Source organism: Rhodoferax sp., assembly GCF_012927445.1.
Taxonomy (GTDB): domain Bacteria; phylum Pseudomonadota; class Gammaproteobacteria; order Burkholderiales; family Burkholderiaceae_C; genus Rhodoferax.
On record NZ_JABBPD010000008.1, the window covers coordinates 181,950 to 204,313 of the forward strand.

General features: G+C 59.6%; 17 protein-coding genes. 4 read left to right on the forward strand and 13 right to left on the reverse strand.

Going from position 1 to position 22,364, the window contains the following annotated elements:
- Positions 1-32: 32 nt before the first annotated feature.
- Both HHJ17_RS16495 and HHJ17_RS16500 read right to left on the reverse strand, forming a co-directional pair.
- Entirely contained in the window at positions 33-1,748 is a 1,716-nt protein-coding gene (locus HHJ17_RS16495) for a ShlB/FhaC/HecB family hemolysin secretion/activation protein (protein ID WP_296506533.1), read from the reverse strand.
- On the reverse strand, positions 1,741-5,829 hold the full coding sequence (locus HHJ17_RS16500) for a filamentous hemagglutinin N-terminal domain-containing protein (RefSeq protein ID WP_296506535.1): 4,089 nt from the start codon (positions 5,827-5,829) through the stop codon (positions 1,741-1,743). Before HHJ17_RS16500 ends, HHJ17_RS16495 begins: the two co-directional genes overlap by 8 nt.
- Before the next feature lie 137 nt (positions 5,830-5,966).
- Here HHJ17_RS16500 and HHJ17_RS16505 point away from each other — a divergent pair, with 137 nt between their 5' ends.
- The 3 genes from HHJ17_RS16505 to rmuC are packed head-to-tail and all read left to right on the forward strand — an operon-like array spanning position 5,967 to position 9,952.
- A complete protein-coding gene (locus HHJ17_RS16505; protein WP_296506537.1) occupies positions 5,967-7,808 on the forward strand; it encodes a 7TM-DISM domain-containing protein in 1,842 nt (613 codons plus the stop codon).
- Positions 7,805-8,527 (forward strand): response regulator transcription factor, encoded by a 723-nt coding sequence (locus tag HHJ17_RS16510; RefSeq protein ID WP_296506539.1) that lies wholly within the window; start codon positions 7,805-7,807, stop codon positions 8,525-8,527. Before HHJ17_RS16505 ends, HHJ17_RS16510 begins: the two co-directional genes overlap by 4 nt.
- 30 nt (positions 8,528-8,557) lie before the next feature.
- Complete coding sequence (rmuC, locus tag HHJ17_RS16515) at positions 8,558-9,952, forward strand: DNA recombination protein RmuC (RefSeq protein ID WP_296506540.1); 1,395 nt, start codon at positions 8,558-8,560, stop codon at positions 9,950-9,952.
- A 221-nt stretch (positions 9,953-10,173) separates the two neighbouring features.
- Here the strand turns inward: rmuC and HHJ17_RS16520 are convergent, their stop codons facing one another.
- Positions 10,174-11,886 (reverse strand): DEAD/DEAH box helicase, encoded by a 1,713-nt coding sequence (locus HHJ17_RS16520; protein WP_296503804.1) that lies wholly within the window; start codon positions 11,884-11,886, stop codon positions 10,174-10,176.
- A gap of 279 nt (positions 11,887-12,165) precedes the next feature.
- Between HHJ17_RS16520 and ettA the strand changes: the two genes are divergently transcribed.
- The gene (ettA, locus tag HHJ17_RS16525) at positions 12,166-13,827 is read left to right on the forward strand and encodes an energy-dependent translational throttle protein EttA (protein ID WP_296503808.1); all 1,662 of its coding nucleotides are present in this window, start codon (positions 12,166-12,168) and stop codon (positions 13,825-13,827) included.
- Between the two features lie 39 nt (positions 13,828-13,866).
- On the opposite strand, the gene HHJ17_RS16530 is transcribed toward ettA, so the two are convergent.
- The 10 genes from HHJ17_RS16530 to HHJ17_RS16575 all read right to left on the reverse strand — a co-directional run bounded on the left by HHJ17_RS16530 (position 13,867) and on the right by HHJ17_RS16575 (position 22,363).
- Positions 13,867-15,189 carry a TAXI family TRAP transporter solute-binding subunit gene (locus HHJ17_RS16530; protein WP_296503812.1) on the reverse strand — a complete coding sequence of 441 codons (1,323 nt, stop codon included), beginning with the start codon at positions 15,187-15,189 and terminating at the stop codon, positions 13,867-13,869.
- Between the two features lie 9 nt (positions 15,190-15,198).
- The gene (locus HHJ17_RS16535) at positions 15,199-16,209 is read right to left on the reverse strand and encodes a P1 family peptidase (RefSeq protein ID WP_296503816.1); all 1,011 of its coding nucleotides are present in this window, start codon (positions 16,207-16,209) and stop codon (positions 15,199-15,201) included.
- A gap of 48 nt (positions 16,210-16,257) precedes the next feature.
- Positions 16,258-16,611: a copper-binding protein gene (locus HHJ17_RS16540; RefSeq protein ID WP_296503818.1), complete on the reverse strand. Its 354-nt coding sequence runs from the start codon at positions 16,609-16,611 to the stop codon at positions 16,258-16,260.
- A 12-nt stretch (positions 16,612-16,623) separates the two neighbouring features.
- On the reverse strand, positions 16,624-17,100 hold the full coding sequence (locus HHJ17_RS16545; protein ID WP_296503821.1) for a DUF411 domain-containing protein: 477 nt from the start codon (positions 17,098-17,100) through the stop codon (positions 16,624-16,626).
- A 26-nt stretch (positions 17,101-17,126) separates the two neighbouring features.
- Positions 17,127-17,615, reverse strand: a complete 489-nt coding sequence (locus HHJ17_RS16550) for a cupredoxin family protein (RefSeq protein WP_296503824.1) — start codon at positions 17,613-17,615, stop codon at positions 17,127-17,129.
- Between the two features lie 9 nt (positions 17,616-17,624).
- A complete protein-coding gene (locus HHJ17_RS16555; protein WP_296506542.1) occupies positions 17,625-19,040 on the reverse strand; it encodes a copper oxidase in 1,416 nt (471 codons plus the stop codon).
- Between the two features lie 2 nt (positions 19,041-19,042).
- The gene (locus HHJ17_RS16560) at positions 19,043-20,380 is read right to left on the reverse strand and encodes a hypothetical protein (RefSeq protein ID WP_296506544.1); all 1,338 of its coding nucleotides are present in this window, start codon (positions 20,378-20,380) and stop codon (positions 19,043-19,045) included.
- A 101-nt stretch (positions 20,381-20,481) separates the two neighbouring features.
- Positions 20,482-20,895, reverse strand: a complete 414-nt coding sequence (locus HHJ17_RS16565; protein ID WP_296506546.1) for a hypothetical protein — start codon at positions 20,893-20,895, stop codon at positions 20,482-20,484.
- Between the two features lie 46 nt (positions 20,896-20,941).
- Entirely contained in the window at positions 20,942-21,679 is a 738-nt protein-coding gene (locus tag HHJ17_RS16570) for an amino acid ABC transporter ATP-binding protein (RefSeq protein WP_296503836.1), read from the reverse strand.
- A 15-nt stretch (positions 21,680-21,694) separates the two neighbouring features.
- Positions 21,695-22,363, reverse strand: coding sequence for an amino acid ABC transporter permease (locus HHJ17_RS16575; RefSeq protein WP_296506548.1), 669 nt, complete (start codon positions 22,361-22,363; stop codon positions 21,695-21,697).
- Position 22,364 lies beyond the last annotated feature (1 nt).

Here is a 22,364-nt window from a genome sequence, read left to right on the forward strand (position 1 = left end):
TAGCTATTGAATATATAGCATTAAAGGTTTTCTCAAAATCGTCGGCTAACTTCCACCCAGGCCCGCGTGGCGTTGGTGCTGCCCACCAAAGCCGGGGTGGGGCCGACCGGTGTAGCGACATACGTCTTGGCGCCCCACTGGTCGGGGCCGCTCCAGTTAAGGCCAACGCCTGCGCCGCTGAGGGCTGCGCTGTTTTCTCCCGTTGCCCACGTGTTGTGATTGACCGTCACATTGGCGCTGTCGATGAATGCCAGCGCCAGCCATTGCCCACCCCCGGCTTGGCCCAGATCGTGCCGGTATTCAGCACTGACAAAATAGCCGCTGTCACCCGACACGGCGCCCATGTCATAAGCCCGCACCGTGTAGGGCCCGCCCACACTCATCTTTTGCGACGAGTCCAGGTTGGTGTCGGACCACTGACCCGAGAAGGCGAGGTACAAGGTGTTGGCGGAACCCAGACCCTGCAGGCGGGCCAGGCTGACATTCCATTTGGAGAAATTGCCTTGCGTCCTGACGGTGGCCGCGTCGGCCAACTGGGCCGCATTGTCATCAAAACCAACACGTCCTGCGGTCCAGCCCAGACTCCAGGTGTTGATGCCGCCAGCCCCGAGCAGGTCTCTGGCATCGCCGGTCAGGCTGAGCGTCCAGTTCTCCAGACGCCGGTCCGTGCGGATAGAACTGGCATCCACGTGATCGCGCAGTTGCAGTTCGTCATATTGAATCTGCCCGTACAAATTAAAGTCCCGGCTGCGCAGTAACGTCTGCTTGCCCCACAGGCTGCTGACCTCCGCCGTGCCATGCGCGTTCAGTGCCGCCAGTGGGGCGCCCAAGGTGTAGTCCAGCGCCGAATAGGCGCCACCCAGTCGTGTACCCTGCCCATTCAACATCGACTCATAGGCCAAGCGGCCATAGTTCATGCCGCTGCCCGAGCTGAGCCCGCTCACGCTCAAAGTGTCGCCATGGTGTAGCGGGTTATTGAGGCTCAGCGTGCCGCCGATGCGCTCGCGTCCGGTGTAGCGGTTGCCGTAACCGTCTAACACTACATTGCCCGAAATAACGGGCCCCGGCGTGGTCTCAACCAGCAAGTCGGATGTGCCGACCGCATCACCCGGCTTCAAGGTAGCGTTGACCACGACGCCTGCGAAATCGAATATCAGCAACAGCGCATGGTCCATCTCAGCCTGGTCGATGGCTTGCCCGCTCTGCAGAGGCGCTAGGGTGGCTTGCAGTAAATCCGAACTCACCAGACTGGTATTGTCCAGCTTGACCTTGCCATAACGCGCCTCAATGACCTCGATGTGCACCACGCCAAGGGCAATGGTCTGCGCCGGGATGATCGCCCGGGCCAGCGGATAACCTTGGCTTTGGTAGTACGCCGTGATGCGGGCAGCCAATTCACCCAGCTGGGGCAGGGTGAGCGTTTGGCCTTGCGCGTTGGCCACCAACGCCAGCAGGGTGGGTGTGTCAACCCGCGTGTTGCCCACGATCTGGATACTTTGCACCAAGAAAGGCGCGCTGGATGGCAGTTTGGAGCCGTCGGTTTGCTCAATGGTCAGCCCGGTGCCGCTGGCAGAGGGCAACGGCGGCATGGAAGGCTGAATCTGCTGCAGGATGGCGCCCGCATCGGGTATGACCGGGCCCGCCGCCTGGGCGGCCAGTGGGGCAAAAGTCAGCAGCAATGCTGCTACCAGCGGCGAGACGGTTTGCATTGGGGTAAAAATATTTTTCAGGGGAAATCTCTTATTCATTCACGTTAACCATAGCGACCGGCAACCGCATGCCGCCGTTGACGATTTGCAAGGCGGGACCTGTGCTGCCGATCGTCATGCTGGTGTTTGCTGCGGCGATGTTGTCTGACTTGGAGGCGGGTGCATCGCCTGTTGAGGCTTGGCTCAGGTTGTTGCTGCTCTGTGTCACCTTCATGGAGGGGGACAGACTGATCGCGAGAGGTTGAACACTGGTCTGGGGAGAGAAAACGTTTGCGGCGAGTTGCGTTATCACTAGATTAATTTGTGCTGGTGCTGGTGCTGGTGCTGGTGCTGGTGCTGGTGCTGGTGCTGGTGCTGGTGCTGGTGCTGGTGCTGGTGCTGGTGCTGGTGCTGCGGCATTGATGGTTAAACGTCCGCCAGCTATGTCATAGCCTTGCTGGGTGGAGTAGTAGCTATTGAGATACGTACCCGCATTGGTCCCTTTCGCAGCTATGCCCGAGACACCGCTGAGGGCGGTAGTTGTGCCAGCTTGCTCGGTTCCGTTATAAGTAGCGGATGCATCGCTGAGCGTCAAGCCAGTCATGAAGCTGGTGAGCAAGGGCGTCGTATTGCCTTCATAAATGCGCCAGACGGCTCCGCTGCCGCCGGTATTGGCGATGCTATTGGGGGTGGCCGTATTCCAGCTGCTATAGCTGGCCATCTGCATCATTTGTGAACTGGCCAAGCCGGTCACACCCGATTGCGAGTCCCAAGGATAACCAATACCCGTTGCCCTATTACTTGTCGTCGTATCCCATAAGCTATTTGATATGGATCCTCCTGTCTTACTCCCAATCAGACCACTGCCATAAATAACGTTAGATTTTGTGGCATCTATTAGTCCCGCAGCGTAGGCGTTAGCGATGGCCCCCCCACTCATCAACCCGACCAGTCCACCGATAGCATTCGAACTGGGGGTTCCACCGCTGGAAACAGTACCAATTGCATAGGAATTAGCAATGGAGCCGGCGGTGTTTTGTCCAACAAGCCCGCCCACATTCACATTTCTGCCATTACCGGTTACGGCACCGGCTGCGTAGGAGTTTGAAATCGTGCCGCTGTTAATGCCGACCAAACCCCCTACCGAAGTACCCCACATCCCTGAAGATAACGTTGCAGAAGAGTATGCATTGCTGATAAAGCCGGTGTTAACACCAACCAGCCCCCCGAAAGCGTTGTCATCAGGCCCTGCGTTGGTAATTGTGCCGGTGCTGTACACATTGCTGACGCGACCAGCATTGGTGCCGGTTAGTGCGCCAAAGGGGATTAGATAATTGTTGTTGCCATAACCTTGCTTGATGATGGTCACACCTGTCAGTCCAAGGTTTTTCACGGTACCCGCTGCGCCAATTTGTCTAAACAGACCGGAGTCGATCAGCGCATTACTCTGCCTCAGGTTGCTAATGGTGTGTCCAAGTCCGTCGAACGTGCCTGTGAAATTACTGGTTGAATTCCCGATCGACACAAATCCCGCGCTGCCCCAAATATCGGTGCTGATGCCGCCAATGAGTCCGGTCGCTGCAGCATTGACATTGCTCCCGAGGGCGTAATTCGAAGTGGGTGCCATCGCCATCAGTTGCAACTGATGAGCGTTGTTGATAGTGGTTGAGTATTCGGATGCCAGCATGGGACGGGTCGAGCCCGCTGAACCGCCCGCATTATTCAAACTGCCATCGGCGTCGACCATGACCCAGTTGTTACCCGTTGCGCCGGGCGTATTGGTAAAGTTGAAGCCAGTGAAATTGGCGGCGGTTTGCATCTGGGCGGTGGTCAAGCCCGTTGCTCCGGTCGTAGTCCCGCTTGCGATGCCCGCCAAGGTTGGGTTAACGGTCGAATCCCAGAAATTGTTGACCACCGTGCCCGTATTCGTATTCTCGCCCACCAGTGCACCGATTTTCGCTCCACTTCCGGTAACGCGACCCGTGGCGAAGCTGTTGCTGAGCTTGCCGAAGTTGCCCGGGGAGACGTAGTTTCCACCAATCAGCCCACCCACGGAGCTACTGCCGTTGACGTTGCCGGTGGCATAACTGTTGGTGATCGTGCCGAGGTCGTTAAAGCCTACCAACCCGCCCACATAGCTTCCGCCGCTGACGCTGCCAGCACTGTAGCTGTTGCTAAGGGTTTTGTTGCCGCCGCTGTAATGCTTTGCGCCCACCAGGCCGCCGACATAGCTGTTAATGCCGGTAACGCTGGCCGTGGAGTAACTGTTGCTAATGGTGCCGCTGTCATCGCCTACCAGCGCACCTACCCAGCCCATGCCGATCACACTACCGCCAACCAGACCCACGTTACGGATAACGGCCGCCGCGGTAGTGGAGCCAAAAAGGCCCACATTATTCACGGTCGCCCGGTTGATGGTGAGCCCGGAAATTGAATGCCCCAAACCGTCAAACGTGCCACTGAAAGCGGTTGTTTGGGTTCGGTTATTGCACATGCCAAACATAATGCAGGAGAAACTGGTATCCGGGATGGTCGTCACTCGAATAATCGGCGCAAAGCCCTCGTTGGCGTTCCAGCCTGAAGTTGCCGAAGCATCGATGTTGCTGCCAAGAACGTAGTTGCCACTCAGATCGCCGTTCATGCCCTGCAAGTCGGTGCCCGTGGTGCTGCCCGAAGTGCCCAGGCCGGTGAGAACGGTGTAATTTTTGATGGTCCCGTTAGACCCCAGCTTGGTGCTGAAGTTGGGGCCAGCCCTAAGGTTGACCGACGCATTCACGTTGTAGGTAGCCTCAACGCCACCAATCACGCCATCGGTAGCGCCCTGTCCATATTTCAGCGCCAGTTTGCCGCTGGTGCCGGTAGAGGTAATGGACTGGTTGATGTTGATGTTGCGGTAGGCGTCCAGCGTCAGGGTGTTGTTGGCACTCCAGCTCACCGCGTCGTTGACGAAGATGTCGCCATTGGTGCCTGCGGTGCCAATAAGGTTGGTTGCAGATGCGGTAGGCGATGTGGCTGTTTGAATCGTGATGCTGTTGGTGGCCAGCAAATTACCGAGCGCTGCGCCGGTGATGTCGCCGCCAGCAGTGGCAATGGTGAAGTCCACCGGGTCAATCAGCCAGGTGCCGGTTTTACCGGCAGGCGCAGCGGTGGTCATTTGGGCATCGTTGGCGATCTTGACCTGGGCCGCACTGGTTTCAATAAAACCGCCATTCCCCCCATTCGGTGCGCTCGCATCCAGCGTGCCGCCGACATTAACCGTGCCCGCTGCCATGCCGCCCACCAGAATGATGGTGCCTTCGTGGTTCTCCACCGTACGCGCCTCAATGACCCCGGTGTTGTTCACCACGCTGGCCAACAGCGCATCTTTGGCACCCGCATTCATGACGACCAGGCCGCCATCCGCGCGGATCAGCCCACCGTTCTCCGCCTGACTGTTGAGCACGCTCTGGTCGATCTGCATCTTGACCAGGCTGTTGCCATTGAAGTTGAGCGTGACGGCATTGCCCGCACCCAGCGCCACCGTGCCGAGCGGGGTGGTAATTGTGCCCTGATTGCTGACCGTGTTGCCCAGCAGCGCCACATAGCCACCACTTGCCGCGTTGATCGTGCCCTGGTTGACGATGCTGCCTGTGCCCGTGCCGCTGAACGAGCGCATGGCGCTATTCAGGCTGGCGTCATTCAAATCCAGCGTGGAGGCCACCAGCGAGCCGACATTGACCTGGGCGCCTTGCCCGAACAGGATGCCGTTGGGGTTGATCAAATACACCTGCCCGTTGGCGTTGAGCTGGCCGAGGATTTGGCTGCCGTTGGTGTCAAAAATGCGGTTGACTGCAATGGCGCTGGCCGAGGGCTGCACAAAGTTGACAGTCTCTGACTTGGCGATGTTGAAGCTTTGCCAGTTGAGTGACAGGTTCTGCGTCGACTGCGTGATGGTGGTGGTGTTGCCCGACTGCGCAATGTTGCCCGCCCCGGAAACCACTTGTCCGCCCGCTGGTGCCGCCTGCGCAAAGCTGGCTGTGAGCGACAGGGCGGCTGCCACGAGCTTGCGGCTGGAGCCCTTGCCCCGACCGCGGGCCGATTCGGCGACTGCCACCCAGGCGTTCAAGACCTGGTTCCAGACGATGCGATAGATGTGGTTCATGACGGTTATTTAGTTGGCAATGCGGACTTTCGCAGGATACCGAATCGCCTTGATCCAACCTTGCATTAGCTTGCATAGCCTTGCATTTTGATATTTCAATGTGCCACTCAAAGCACGCGCCAAGCTAACATCCACGCATGACAGCACGATTGATACGTTGGTTCTTGATAAGTCTGGTACTGGCCCTGGCGAGCGCACATGTCACGGCAAGTGACCTTGTGACTGATCGCGCTTTTTTTGAAGATCAGCGCGGTGATATGACGTTTGAGCAGGTAGAACAGGCCCAGTTTTTAAGGACCGACAAAGTGCTTATCAAGGGCTACCTCCGCGGTGCGCTCTGGGTCCGCCTTACGGTTAATGCGCCGGATGAAGCCCGCCCGCTGGTGTTGCAGCTATTTCCGGCTGTATTAGATGAAGTGACGATTTTTTCGAATAATCAGTCCAACGCCGGGCCGCTCGCCCCTGCCAGTCAGGGAAGACGATTACTGGGGCCCCGAACTTTGTTGGATGCCACGTCTGGGGTCAATAGTTTTTATCTGCGCGTAAAAACGCCCGGTCTCATGCTGGTGTCCGCCAATATCTTGACCGAAGACCAGGCGCATCAGGAAGACATTAAGCGCGGCATCGTGTTAGGCGCGGTGCTGGCGTGTTGCATTCCCATCATGCTCGGGATGTTTATCTTGATCGTGAAACGCCGCGAGCCTTTGCACATTTTGTTTTTGCTCAATTTCAGCGTCTCTGTCGCCGTCTACTTTGGCTGGTTCGGCTATTTGAGAGAATTTTTTGACCCGCAAAGCTGGTTCGGCAGCAGTGCGTTTATCACTTTTTTAGGCGTCATCAATATCTTTACGGGCTTTCTCTTTGTCAGAGCGCTGCTTGAGCGTTTTGGTCTTCCTCGTTGGGGTAAATATCTGTTCAACCTGTTTTTTGTGCTCTATGTCCCTCTGTTTTTGTTCTTCTTTCTACTGGATCGGCAACTTGTACTGAACTTCAGTACCTCGTTGGGTCTGGGTGCAAGTGTTTTTTGCTTGATCTTGACGGTCGTTGTTTTTCGCTGCCAAAAATCCTCCACTTGGCTCATTGCAACGATTCTTTTTATGGCCCTCTTGTTGTTGCTGCGCTCATTACTCATGGTGCGGGGCATCGTCGAACCCGACGGCTCGACCCTCTATCTCCTGGCTTTTCGAATCTTCTTTTTCGCGGTATTTTTTCTCACGATCATCTTTTTGATCGATCGTGAGAAACAGAGTCTGATCCAGACGTCGATCCTGAACGAGGCGATGGCGCGGCAACTGGCCGAATCCGAGAAAAATCGTCGGAAAACGCAGGAGCGTTTTATGACCATGCTGATGCACGAGCTTAAAACGCCGCTTTCTATCATCCAGTTGGCCGCCACTTCGCTGGGCCGGCATCTATTGCCCAGCAGCGGCGATGCGACGCGAGTCAAAAATATCAATCGTTCGGTGGACGATCTCAATGCCCTGATTGAGCGATGCGCCCAGGCCGACCAAATCGAACAGGGTGTGGACCTCATTAATGAGCAGCTATTTGCCGTGACGACGCTGACGGACGATCTGCTGCAAACGGTCGACGCCAGCCGGATTCGGCTGGTGGGAACACAGGCGCAGACGGTATTTTCTGATTACCAATACGTACGGCTCATTCTTCGCAATCTACTGAGCAATGCACTCAAATACTCCCCGGCGGACAGCATGATCGAACTTCAAATTGAATGCACCTCTGTTAAAAACTTGGCGTGTGTGAGCTTCCGTGTGGTGAACACGGTGGGCGCGGCCGGCATGCCCGACCCGGCGCAAGTTTTTTCCCGTTACTACCGTTCCGAAGCGGCGCGGCAGCATGTTGGCGCCGGTTTGGGCTTGTGGCTGGCACAAGCGGTGGCCAGGCAACTCGGCTCGGAGGTCCACTTTCTGCCGACGCACGGACAGGTTGTTTTTAGTTTTTGTTTGGCTCAGGCATGAACACCGCCAACGCTGGCATCCCTGCGGTCATCGTTGTGGAGGACAACGTGACGCTTCGGGATGAGTTGGTGCTCTTCTTGTCAGAAGAAGGGTTTGATGTGCGCGGGGTCGGCACGGGTGAGGAGCTCAACAAGGCGCTTCAAGCACAGCGTGCCGATATTTTGATTCTTGATCTTAATTTGCCGGCTGAAGACGGCATCAGCATCACCCGGCGCATCCGCCGTTCCTTGCCGACGGTGGGCATCATTATTCTCAGCGCCAGGGTGCGAAGCACGGATCGTTTGGAAGGCTACGCGACAGGTGCTGATGTGTACCTGACCAAGCCCACGCGGCCCGATGAATTGGCGGCGGTGGTGCGAAATTTGTTCGGTCGGATTGGGGTCGTGATTGCCCCGGTACAGTGGCAACTTGACATGGCCGGGCTCATTTTGCACGCTCCAACGGGGGCCGACATCAGGCTTACGGGCAGCGAGGCACTGCTGTTGAAGGCGATGGCGCTCAATGGTCAATTCATGGACCATTCGGCGCTCATGGCGCGATTTGGTGATGAGAATCTGTCTGAAAAAATCAACAAGGCCCGGATTGAGGTGTTGATCAGTCGCTTGCGCACCAAGCTGGCCCCGCATGTGGGGCTGGGTTTCGATATCAAAGCGTTGCGCGGTCGTGGCTATCAGTTAGGCTTTTCGCTGGTGGTTAACAATCTGAATGCCAGTCGATGAATAACAATAGCGGTTTGGAGAAAAATTGCTTTGAATGATGTTTTGCTTTGGCTGGTGCTGGCACTGGCCGTTTTGAATGGGCTGGTCGTGTGGTGGCTGGCGCTGCGTCGGCCGGATGCTGCCGCTGCACAGGCGGCGGAGCAGGGCAGGGCCGAGTTGCTGGCCGCGATGCAAGGTGGCGCCGAACGGATGGAGCGCTTGGAGCGCGAACTGCGTCGTGAGATCAGTGAGTCTTCGCGCGGTGGGCGGCAAGAGCTGACGCAAAACCTGGCGACTTTTCAGCTGGCGTTGGTGCAGCAGGGGGCGGAAGCCACCCGCACCCAAAACACCCAGATTGACGCTTTTGGCCAGCAACTGGCGCTGTTGCAGAAGACGCTGTCGGACACCCTCACCAACCAGCTGTCGGGCTTGAGCGAATCCAATGCGCGGCGCATGAATGAAGTGCGTGAGACGCTGGAGAAGCAGCTTTTGCAATTGCAAAGTACCAACTCGGCCAAGCTCGATGAGATGCGTGCCACGGTGGACGAAAAGCTGCAAACCACGCTGCAAACCCGGCTGGGTGAAAGCTTTAAACAGGTGGCCGATCGGCTGGAACAAGTGCACAAGGGCTTGGGCGAAATGCAGACGCTGGCGCAAGGCGTTGGCGACCTCAAGCACCTGCTGACCAACGTCAAAACCCGCGGTATTTTTGGTGAGGCGCAACTCGCCAGTCTGCTGGAGCAGGTGTTTGTGGCCGACCAGTACGCGGCGCAGGTGGCGACACGTCCGGGCAGTAAAAACGTGGTCGATTTCGCGATCAAACTGCCTGGCAAGGCCGAGCACGGCGAGCCCTTGTGGCTGCCGATTGATGCCAAGTTTCCGAATGAAGACTACGAGCGCTTGCTCGACGCGCAGGGCCGGGCCGACGTCGTCGGGGCCGAGGCGGCCGGTAAGGCGCTGGAGGTGCGCATCCGGCTGGAGGCCAAATCCATCGCCGATAAATACGTGGAGCCGCCACACACCACCGACTTTGCCATTCTGTTTTTGCCGACTGAAGGGCTGTATGCCGAAGTGCTGCGCCGACCCGGCTTGATGCAATCGTTGCAGCGTGATCACCGCATCACGCTGGCGGGCCCCACCACGCTGCTGGCCATGCTCAGTTCGCTGCAAATGGGCTTTCGCACCCTGACGCTGGAGAAGCGTTCCAGCGAGGTGTGGCAGGTGTTGGGGGCGGTTAAAACCGAGTTCGGCAAGTTTGGAGACGTGCTGGCCAAGGTCAAGTCGCAAACCGAAACCGTACTGAAGACCCTGGACAGTGCCGAGACCCGCAGTCGCGCCATGGGCCGCGCGCTGAAAAAAGTGGAGGCGCTGCCCGACACCCAGGTGCAAGCGCTGATTCCGCTGGACAAAGACTTCGATGCAGACGTGGAGGCCGAACGGGCGTGAACCGCACGCCGGCAGCGCAGGACATCCTGTGACCGCTTTGTTGCGGCGCCACGCATCTCATTCAAGTTAAGCAATACTCCTGATTTAATAGCTGCTTGCGCAGTGAGGACGGGGGCTAGAGGCTGAAATGATTAAAAAAAAGCGGGCCAGTCGCTCTGACTGCCCGCTTGTTTTTTGTTACCTGTCAACCTGGAAAAGTCCAAGGTGACAGGTCATGGTGCTTATCGGTTGAAAGAGCCGCGTGAACCGCCGTTACCGCCACCAAAACCGCCGCCACCGCCACCGGAACGGCCACCTGCGCCGCCACCACCAAAGCCGCCGCCATTGCGGTTGCCGCCACCAAAACCACCACCGCCACGGCGGGCGCCGCGTTCGGCCATCATGTCAACGCTGGTGCGCATCGGATCAGGCTGACTTTGGCTCGGCCGGGAAGGAGCTGGATTGCCACCGCCAAAACCACCACCGCCATTGCCGCCGCCGTAGCCGCCACCGTTACCACCGCGACCTTGTGCGGGCCGTGGGCCTCGTGCTGCTTGATCGCCGGCCGGGTTGTGGCTGCGCTGGCCGCCGCTGCTGCGTTGACCACCGCCATTGCCGCCACCGTTACCACGTCCGCCACCTGCGTTGCCGCCCCGGTCGCCCTGCGCACCTTTGGTGTCGCGCACGCGTTGCAGCATCTCGGTGCGCGCCGTTTTGGCCGCAGCTTGCATGACATCGCGGCTCGGCGGTTTGCCGGCACCACCCCAGACGGTCTGGCGACCCATGGCGATGGGCTCGGCCTTTTCGCCGGGCTCAGGCATGAAGCCTTCCACGATTTCAACCGGAATATTCTGCTTGGTGAAACGTTCAATGGCTTGCATGAAGCCTTCTTCGTCCAGGCACACCAGGTTGGATGCCGTGCCATCGGCGCCAGCACGACCGGTACGACCAATGCGGTGCACATAGTCTTCGCACACATTGGGGATTTCATAGTTCACCACGTGCGGCAAATCGTCAATGTCGATGCCACGGGCGGCAATGTCGGTCGCCACCAGCGCGCGAATGTTGCCACTCTTGAAGCCGCTCAGGGCCTGGGTGCGGGCGGACTGGCTTTTGTTGCCATGCAGCGCCATCGCCTCAATGCCGTTCTTGGTCAAAAACTCGGCGACATTGTTGGCGCCAAATTTGGTACGGGTGAACACCAGCACCTGGCTCCAGTTGTGTTCCTGGATGATGTGCGCCAGCAAGGCTTTCTTTTTGCCGCGGCCGACGGGGTGAATGACCTGCGTGATGCGCTGCACGGTGGTGTTGCGCGGTGTGACTTGGACGCTTTGCGGGTTTTTCAGCAGCGTAGCCGCCAAGTCGCGAATTTCGTCGCTGAAGGTGGCCGAAAACAGCAGGCTCTGCTTGTCTTTGGGCACCACGGCCAGCACTTTTTTCACGTCATGGATGAAGCCCATGTCCAACATGCGGTCGGCTTCGTCGAGCACCAGCATTTGCACCTGGCCCAAGTCGAGCACGCCTTGTTGTAACAAGTCCAGCAGACGACCGGGTGTGGCCACCAAGACGTCCACGCCTTTTTTGACGCGACTAATTTGAGGGTTCATGCCAACACCGCCAAAAATGACGGTGGAGGATAGTTCCAGGTATTTGCCGTAAGTCTGGACGGACTCTTCCACCTGAGCGGCCAGTTCGCGGGTCGGTGTCAGCACCAGGGCACGAATGCCAATGCCGCCGAATTTATTCTTGGGCGTTTCGCCCGCACTGAGTTTGTGCAGCATGGGCAGCACAAAAGCGGCTGTTTTTCCGGTTCCGGTTTGGGCGCCGCCGAGCAGGTCATGCCCTTCCAGGACGAGTGGAATCGCCTGCGCCTGAATGGCGGTAGGCGTCTCGTAGCCTTGCTCGAGCACGGCTTTGACGATGGCCGGAGCCAGATTTAGTTCTTCAAATTTCATAGTGTGGCGCCTATCCTGGGCGCTATGGCATCGGCCTATCTTGGTGCTTGAAACACCAAGTCAGTGAAAGGCAGATGGGTACAAAGGTGGAACGTCTGCGCGAGGCATTGTTCCCAGCAAGGTGCTGGCATCGTGGGCAACTGAAGCTCCAAGACGACCTGCATTGTCGCACGGACTGCGGATCGGTGGTTTTCGATGTCCTGGGATGCGTTAAAAGTGTGAAAACGGGTCAATCGCCGATAATGTCAGGTTTCCATCTCGACAAACCTCGCAAGACCAATGGCTCAATACGTATTTTCCATGAATCACCTCGGCAAGATTGTGCCGCCGAAGAAGTTCATTCTCAAAGACATTTCCCTCAGCTTCTTCCCTGGCGCCAAAATTGGCGTGCTGGGGACCAACGGTTCCGGCAAGTCCACCTTGCTCAAAATCATGGCCGGCGTGGACAAGGAATTTGAAGGCGAAGCCATGCCGATGCCCGGCCTGAATATTGGCTATCTGCCGCAAGAGCCACAGTTGGACCCCGAGCAAACCGTGCGCGAGAGCGTGGAAGCGGGCATGGGCGACGTGTTTACGGCCAAAGCCCGCCTGGAAGAAATTTACGCGGCTTACGGTGAAGAAGATGCCGATTTTGATGCGCTCGCTGAAGAGCAGGCCAAGATGGAAGCCATCATTGGCAGCGCCGGCACTGATTCTGAGCACCAGCTAGAGATTGCCGCCGACGCTTTGCGTTTGCCCCCATGGGACGCCAAGGTCGGACTGTTGTCCGGCGGCGAAAAACGCCGTGTCGCCTTGTGCCGCCTGCTGCTGTCCAAACCTGACATGTTGCTGCTGGACGAGCCGACCAATCACTTGGATGCTGAATCGGTGGACTGGCTGGAGCAGTTCCTGCAACGCTATCCTGGCACCGTGGTGGCGATTACCCACGATCGCTACTTTCTGGACAATGCCGCCGAGTGGATTCTGGAGCTCGACCGCGGCAACGGCATGCCTTACAAGGGCAACTACAGCGACTGGCTGCAACAGAAGCAGGAACGCCTGGTGATGGAGCAAAAGGGTGAAGAGTCCCGTGCCAAAGCACTGAAGAAAGAACTGGAATGGTCACGCCAGAACCCCAAGGCGCGGCAAGCCAAGAGCAAGGCGCGTCTGGCCCGCTTTGAAGAGTTGTCGGATTTTGAATACCAGAAGCGCAACGAGACGAATGAGATTTTCATCCCGGTGGCCGATCGCCTGGGCCAGGAAGTGATTGAATTCGTCAACGTCACCAAGTCCTTTGGCGACCGTGTGCTGATCGACAACCTGAGCTTCAAGGTGCCGCCGGGCGCCATCGTCGGCATCATCGGTCCCAACGGGGCCGGTAAATCCACCCTGTTCAAGATGATTGCCGGACGCGAGAAGCCCGATTCCGGTGAAGTCAAGATCGGCCAGACCGTCAAGATGGCCTTTGTGGACCAGAATCGGGATGACCTGGCCAACGAAAAAACCGTTTGGGAAGACGTGTCCGGTGGACTCGATATTCTGAATGTCGGCAAGTTCCAGATGGCCAGCCGCGCTTATTGCGGTCGCTTCAACTTCAATGGCGCCGATCAGCAAAAACGCGTCGGCACGTTGTCCGGTGGTGAGCGCGGCCGATTGCACTTGGCCAAGACGCTGATTGCCGGCGGCAATGTGCTGATGCTCGATGAACCATCGAACGATCTGGACGTGGAAACCCTGCGCGCGCTGGAAGATGCCTTGCTGGAGTTCGCCGGCACCATCATGGTGATCAGCCATGATCGCTGGTTCCTGGACCGCATTGCCACCCACATCTTGGCGTGCGAAGGCGACAGCCAGTGGACCTTCTTTGACGGCAACTACCAGGAGTACGAAGCCGACAAGAAGAAACGTCTGGGTGAAGAAGGTGCCAAGCCCAAGCGCATGAGGTTCAAGGCGCTGAAGTAAGCGACGTCACTGTAACGCCCATGCCCAAACGCATGGGCGTTATGTTTTGAGCAATCTTTTTCGCACCAGCTCAATGTGGTTGCGCAGGGCGTAGAGTTCATCGGCGTAGGACAGCGGCACGGTGATTTTGCCAACGCGCGTCTCCAGCCGGTTGAGTTCATCGGCCAGTTCCTGCGCCGACTCGGCGCTGCTACCGGCCCGGTCTTCAATTTCGCGCAACTGCCCATACCAGCGAAAAACCCGGGAGCGGATTCTGAACTCGTACAGCGGCGGCACGATGCGGCTTAACGGCAGCAGCACGGCAATGATGATGCCCAGTGCCAGCCACATCCGCTCCATCAGGTTGGCATAGGAAAAAGGCAGGTAACGTTGCATCAGCGGAACACCGTTGCGGATCGTGCGGTCAGCCTCCTTGGACAAGGGAAACTCGGCGTTGGCGGTGTTGGGGAACTCATGGGCCCGGCTAAACCAGCCCGCCTGGCTGTGAAACCCCAGCGAGGCTTGCGAGAAGAGTTGCAACACCGCGGGATGCACACCGTCGCGCGCGATCAGTGTGGTGGTAGGAGCCACCAGCCGCACGTCTTGGGCTGGCACGTCACTCGCCAGATCGACCACGCCGCGCGGCAGGGTGACCGGCGTTAAAAATGTCAAGCGACGGGAGTAGGCTTCACTCTGGGCAAAGTCCATCAGTTTGACACCGGGCGTTTGCAACAGCATTTGCACCATCGGCGATTCGGGCGCCGAGGCAAACACCAGCGCATCCAGCTCGCCGTTCAAAAATGCCACCGTGGCGGGTGTCTGCTCCAATTTGGAGAGGCCGATGGTGCCGTCGTCAATGCGATTGATCTCGAATAATTTCCCCATCAGGCTTGGCACGCCGCTGCCGGCCGTCCCGACATTGACGCGCAGACCTTTCAGCTGGGTCAAAGAATTCAGGGTGGCATCCTTGGTTACTTTTTTCGCGGCATCCGAGCGATAAAAAAGCCACACCGGTTCGACGAACAAGCTGCCCAAAGACGTCAACCCCTCGTGGTCATTGACGGCTCGCGCGCTGGTGCCGCCCTGCACGAAGCCGAGATCCGCCTTGCCCGCGGCCAGCCATTCCAGGTTCTGGGACGAGCCCTCGCTGGGCAGGAGTTGCACCTCAATGCCGTAGCTGGCCATGGCTTTGGCATAGCGTTTGCCGAACTCGTCGTAAGCGCTTTGGGCCGGCCCGGTGGCCAGCGTCACCTGTTTCGGCGGTGTCGGGTCGAGCCACCAGTAGGTCAGTGTCAGTAATGCGATTGTCAACAGAACAAACGGCCCCGCCGAGGTCAGCATCTCTCGCAAGGACAGCAAGGTATAGCGGATGGTGTTGGACATGGTGGCGATTCAGAATGAGGTCGGCGGCGACAGCTCGCACGCGGCAGGCCAGTTTATGGCACCCGAGGTGAAGCCCTTCGCCGCCAGGATGGCGCGCACCACCGCCCGGGCGGTGACCTCGGCCGCCAGGGTGCTGAGCAGCAGCATGTCGGCTGCTTGGCCGGCCTGGCCGGTCCCCAGTGTGAACAGGGTGTCGCCATCCAGCAGCGTGTGCACCGGGTTGATCGTCCGGGCCAAGCCGTCGTGCGCCACCTGGGCCAGGCGGTGCGCCTGCGGCTTGGTCAGGATGGCGTCGGTGGCGATCACGCCGATGGTGGTGTTGGTGCCAGGCAGGAGGGACTGAGGTGCGACCCCAGCCAGCATGGCGTCCCGGCTGTTCAGTAGCGACCTGCCATCCGGCGTGCGGGCGCCCGCCAGCACCTGGCCGGTGGCCGGGTTGATCACGTCGCCGACGGCGTTGCAGGCGATGAGGGCGCCGACCGTGATGCCGTTCACGCAGACCGACGCGGTACCGATACCGCCGCGCATGGCGCGCTGCAGGCCAAAGAGTTTGCCGACCAGTGCCCCGGCGCCCGCGCCGACATTGCCTTCGGCTGGCGCGTGGCGACTGGCCGCGACGCAGGCCTGATAACCGGCCCGGGCATCCGGCCGGATGCTGGCATCGCCCACCGGCAGATCAAACAGCACGGCAGCGGGGACGATGGGCACCAGGCCGAAACCGGTGTCCAGTCCGATGTGGTTTTCTTCCAGCCACTGCATCACGCCACTGGCGGCGTCCAGGCCCCAGGCGCTGCCGCCCGCCAGCATGACGGCATGGACATGGTCGACCAGGTTGCTGGGGTGCAGCAGGTCGGTCTCGCGGGTGCCGGGCGCCGCGCCGCGCACGTCCACGCCGGCCACTGCGCCGTCGCGCGTGAGGATCACGGTGCAGCCGGTGGGCCGGCGCGGGTCGGTGAAGTGGCCCACCTCGATGCCGGCGACATCGGTGATGGATCCTGTCGGGGTGTTGGTCAGGTTCATGGCGTTGACATTATCCGTGCGCGGCCATGGCGGCGGACCGCTGGTGAATTACTTCACCGGCTCAAGTGTCAGTACGGTGAAGACGCCGTTGACTCTGTCCGCACTGAATTTGACTTTGTCACCCGCTTTCACCGCAGTCAGCAGGGCCGGATCTTTCACCCGGAACACCATGGTCATCGGGGGCATCCCGAGGTTCTTGATCTCGCCGTGTTTGAGGGTGATCTTTTGGGTTTCGAGGTCCACCTTGCGCACTTCGGCGTCGGTCATGTCGGTTGCTGTGGCCGTGGCCGACGCGGTGGCCGCTGGATGGTGGGCCTCATGCTCATTGGTTGTGCCTTGCGCCAGGGCGTGCCCCCCTGCGACGAGCCCGCCAAGCAGGGTCAGGGCGGTGATGTATTTCATGGTTGGCTTCCTTTATTTGTAAGACTGGTAAACGGACGCGCCGCCGTCGCGCTGCACCAGCAAGACGGCATAGGGGTCTTTGCGGCCGCCGTATTCGGGGCCGTCCATGCCGGGCGAGCCCACCGTCATGCCTGGCACGGTGAGGCCCAAGGCACGCGGCCGGTCCTTCAGCAGTCGGTGAATGTCGCGGGCGGGGACATGGCCTTCAATCACATAGCCGCCGACGACCGCCGTGTGGCAGGAGCCATATTTTTCGGCCAGTCCGAGTTGGGCGCGGGTGCTGCTCTTGGCGGCCTCGCTGACATCGTGGCTCTTGACCGCAAAGCCGTTGGCTTCAACGTGTTTGATCCAGTCGTGGCAGCAACCGCAGGTGGGCGTTTTCCAGACTTCCAGGACAGGTTTGCTGGCGGTGAGGGCGAATACGGGAGAAGCAGCGGCTGCGGCGCCGAACAGCGCGGCAGCGGTGGTGAGGAGTGAACGTCTTTGCATGGGGATTCCTTCGTATGCAGGTCTGTTTATTTGCTGGCCGCCACCTGGATGGTGCCGACCATGCCGGCCTGGTAGTGCCCGGCAATCAGGCAGGCGAAATCAAAGGTGCCGGGCCGATTGAAGGTCCAGATCAGCTCGCTGGTTTTACCGGGGGCAACGTGCGCCATGTACGGCTCGTCGTGTTGCATGTCCGGAAATTTCACCATCAGGGCGGCGTGCGCGTCAAGTTCCGGTTTGGTGCCGATCACCAGCTCGTGCAAGCCCGCGCCCGTGTTTTTGACCACCAGCTTGATTGTTTCGCCTTGTTTGACGTTGAGGTGGTCGGGCGTGAAACGCATCTTGTCTGACATCGACAGGGTGATGGTGCGGTTGACGGCATGGGCATCCCCTGCGATGCCCCAGTCTTTCTGCTCCTTCACGACGGTGGTGTGGGTGTTTGTGCTGCTTTGATGAGAAAAAGTGGCGCTAGCCCCCGTCATCATTGCGCAGATAGCTATCAATTTAATAGTATTCATGGAGTCCGTTCAGTGCTTGTGTGCGTTGGCGTCTGGTTTTTTTACCCGCAGTTCCATGGCTGGCGTGGTACTTGGGGCGTTGGCGTGGTCCGGCGTGGCGCGTGCCGCCGGTGGCAGATCGCCCCCGGTGGCCGGTGACTGGCCGGTCCATTCAAAGGCTTGGGTGCCAGCAGGCTGCTGGTACCAGCCGGGGTCGCTGTAGTCGCCGGGTTTCTGGTTTTTGCGCACCTTCAGGGTGCTGAACATGCCGCCCATTTCGACCGGGCCGTAAGGGCCGGTGCCGGTCATCATCGGCAGGGTGTTGTCCGGCAGGGGCATTTCCATCTCGCCCATGTCGGCCATGCCGCGCTCGCCCATCAGCATGTAGTCGGGCGCCAGCTTCTGGATTTTTTTCAGCAGACCGCGATGCTCCACGCCAATCAGGGTGGGCACGGCGTGGCCCATGGCGTTCATGGTGTGGTGGCTCTTGTGGCAATGAAAAGCCCAGTCGCCTTCCTCGTTGGCCACGAATTCGACCTGCCGCATCTGACCCACGGCCACATCCACCGTCACCTCGGGACAGCGTGCGGCAACGGGCCAAGGCCCGCCGTCGCTGCCGGTCACGGCAAATTCGTGGCCGTGCAGGTGGATCGGATGGTTGGTCATGGTGAGGTTGCCGACGCGAATGCGCACCTTGTCGCCCAGCCGCACATTGAGCGAGTCAATGCCGGGGAAGGCGCGGCTGTTCCAGGTCCACAGATTGAAGTCCAGCATGGTGTTGACCTTGGGCGTGCTGGCGCCGGGCTCCACGTCATAGGCGTTGAGCAGGAAGCAGAAGTCGCGCTGCACCTCGTCAATCAGCGGGTGTTTCGTTTTGGGATGCGTCACCCAGAAACCCATCATGCCCATCGCCATCTGCGTCATCTCATCCGCGTGCGGGTGGTACATGAAGGTGCCGGGGCGGCGCGCCACGAACTCGTAAACAAAGGTTTTGCCGACCGGAATCTGCGGCTGCGTCAGGCCGCCGACGCCGTCCATGCCATTGGGCAGGCGCTGGCCGTGCCAGTGCATGGTGGTGTGCTCGGGCAGCTTGTTGGTGACAAACATGCGCACGCGGTCGCCTTCCACCACTTCAATCGTGGGGCCGGGGCTCTGGCCGTTGTAACCCCACAAGGTGGCCTTCATGCCGGGTGCGATCTCGCGCACCACCGGTTCGGCCACCAGGTGAAACTCCTTGACGCCCTGGTTCATGCGCCAGGGGCAAGTCCAGCCATTGAGCGTGACCACCGGGTTGTAGGGGCGGCCGTTTGGGGGAACGAGCGGCGGCGCGGTCGTGGCCTGCGTCATGATGACGGGTTCGGGCAGCGCTGCCATGGCGACTCGGCTCACGCTGGCGGTAGCGACGGCCGTGAGGGCCGCATTGCTGAAAAAATTGCGTCGGTTCATGTTCAATGTCCCTTGTTGGCGCCGCTGCTGGCGCCTGGGTTACGGGGTTCGTCTGCGAAGCTGAGCTCGGCACCGGCCAGCACGGCTTGCAAATCGGTGTCTGCCAGCCAAAAATCACGCTGGGCCTGCAAGGCAGTGTTGACGCTTTGGATGCGCGCGGTCGCACTGGCCAGCAAATCCCAGGTGCTTTGCAGCATGCCGTTGTAGCGAAGTTGGGTTTCCTCTTGCAAGGCTGTGTTCAATGGCACCACCTCGTCACGCTGGTGGCGCGCCAGGTCGTAGGCGGTGCGGTAGCGGTAATAGGCTTCACGGGTTTGACTGCGCGCGGCCACGGCCAAGGCGCCTGCGTGGATTTGTGCAGTAGCCGCCTCTTCCAGCGCAGGGCTGAGTCTCAGCCGCTGGGTGTCCAGCATCGGTGCCGTGATGGGTTGCGTGGCGAGCGCCTGTTCGGGCGCAGTGGGGACGGCGGGCATGGCCCCAAGCGCTTGGTCCGTCGCCCTTTGCCATCTGAGCAGTTCCGGCTCGCCCACGGCGGTCAACGCCAGCCGGGCGTTGATGCTGGCCAGCACCAGTTCGGGCCGGTTGCGCACGGCGCTGTCTTCCAGTCCCGTTGCGGGAAGCGGCGATGTAGGTAAATCGGGCAGACGCTGCGGCAGGTTGATTTGCGCATCCGCACCCCACAGACCCAGCAGGCGCACCAGATTCTCGTTGGCGCTGAAGGCCTTTTGCTGTGCCAGCGCGACTTGGGTGGCAGCGTCAGACCGCAGCAATTGTTCGCGCAGCAGCTGCGCTTTGCTCCAGTTGCCGACCCGCGTCATGCGCTCGGCCAGCTCGGTGGCGGTTTGGGCAGCTTCATGTACCTCGCGCAGGTAGGCCAGACTTTGCCGGGCCGCAACTGCCTCGATCCAGGCGCGGTAAACGCTGCGGGTCAGTTTGAGCACGCCGGCTTGGGTCTGCGTCCGTTCAAAGGCGCTCATGTTGACCCGGGTGAACAGATCCGGTTGTTTCAATAAGGCCAGTTTGACGGCTTGTTCCGGCCACAGTGGCGTGCCACCCAGGGCCGGCAGTTTTGCCGGGGACTGGCCGACCTCGACCTCGGTTTCCCATTGCAGCACGTCCATGTGGCCGCGTTGGTTGCGGCCGGTGTCTGCATTGGCTTGCATCCAGTCGGCCGGCTTCACCCCCGCGCTGATGGCCGGTTCGGATTTGGCCACTGGCTCAAAGGCCGAGTGGTAGGGCACTGCCGATACCGACGCTGCGGGGGCGGTCACCGGGGTCTGCGCCAACCCCCAGCCATGCGTGCAGGCCAAAGCCGACGCGACAAATAACATTTTTCTCAAGGGAAACTCCTGAACAATTAAACGGGTGATCCATTGATCACGGCGGTCCGCCGATCATCCGCCGTGCGGGGCGATGAGCAGACCTACCGATGCCTCCTCGTTCAGGAAATCGGTGGCTTCAGGTGCGGTGCAGGAATGGCGCTGGCAAACTGCAGGCCGCCTGCGGGCCACAGGAGATGGGGCAGGGCCGTGTCCACCGCCAGATTTACGGCGGCCGTCACGGCGACGGTGTGGCAAATCTGGCAGGCACTGCAGTGGCCCGGGCCCGGGTTGTCATGTGATTCAGCGCTGTCCGCACTTACACCTGCTGCCGCACCGTCGTGGCCATGGCATTGCGTGTGCGGTGCCTCGGAATTTACATGAATATGACCGCTAGCCCCCGTAGTATCTGCGCGAGTAGCTATATTATTTGTAGCGAATGAGAGCCCGGCGGGCATCTCCATCGCCATCACGTCGCCCACCCAGCCGCGCAGTGGCAGCAGAGCGATCATGAGGGCGAGGAGGAGCAGGCGCATCAGGTAATGATATGGGGATCGCCGGTTAGTTCAATTGACAAGGGCTTTAGTGCTGCAGAATTTTGTTCAAGAAATCCTTGGTGCGGGGCTGGCGGTTTTCAGGGTGACCAAAAAACTCATCCTTGGAGCAGTCCTCCAGGATATGGCCACCCACATCAATGAAGATGACACGGCTGGCCACCTTGCGCGCAAAACCCATCTCGTGCGTGACCACCATCATGGTCATGCCCTCGCTGGCCAGCTTCACCATCACGTCCAGCACCTCGCCGACCATTTCGGGGTCGAGCGCGGAGGTTGGCTCATCGAACAGCATCACGACTGGGTCCATCGACAGCGCGCGGGCAATCGCCACCCGCTGCTGCTGGCCGCCGGAGAGCTGGCCCGGAAACTTGTCCTTGTGCGCCATCAGTCCCACCCGGTCCAACATCTTGAGGCCACGGGCTTTGGCCTCGTCGGGGCTGCGATTGAGCACCTTGATTTGGGCAATGGTGAGGTTTTCGGTGACGGACAGATGCGGGAACAACTCAAAGTGCTGAAACACCATGCCAACGCGGGAGCGCAGCTTGGGCAAGTTGGTCGCCGGGTCATGCAAGGGGACGCCATCCACATGAATGGTGCCCTTTTGGATCGGCTCCAGCGCATTGACGGTCTTGATCAAGGTGGACTTGCCCGACCCGGACGGACCACACACCACCACCACATCGCCCTTGTTGACCTTGACCGAGCAGTCGCTCAGCACCTGCACCGGGCCATACCACTTGGACACATTTTTCATTTCAATCATATTTTTCTCCGATGCTTAGCGAACGATCGCTATCTTGGCCTGCAGGCGTTTGACGAGCCATGACAGGGCAAAACAAATCACAAAATAGACCACGGCGGCCAGCAAATAAGCTTCTTCCGGGCGGCCATAAATCTTGCCGGCGGTGGTGAAACCCTTCAGCATGTCGTAGGCGCCAATGGCATAAACCAGCGAGGTGTCCTGAAACAGGATGATGGTCTGCGTCAGCAGCACCGGCAGCATGTTGCGAAACGCTTGCGGCAGCACCACGTAGCGCATGTTTTGGCCATAGGACATGCCCATGGCCTGACCCGCATGCACTTGACCCCGCGGGATGGACTGGATGCCCGCCCGCATGATCTCGCTGAAGTAAGCCGCCTCAAAGGCCACGAAGGTGATGGTGGCGGAAAGCTCCGCCCCCATCGGCCGGCCGATCAGGAGGGGAACCAGCAGGAAAAACCACAAAATCACCATCACCAGCGGAATGGAGCGCATGCCGTTGACATAAATGGTGGCGGGCAGCATCAGCGCTTTTTTGCCCGACAGGCGCATGAGCGCCAGCAGTGTGCCTAAAAGGATGCCGCCTGCCGTGGCCACGAGGGTCAGCTGCACGCTGAAGCGCAAGCCGCTCAGGACAAACTTGCTGAAGATATCCCAGTTGAAAAAGCTAAGGTCAAGGCCCAACATA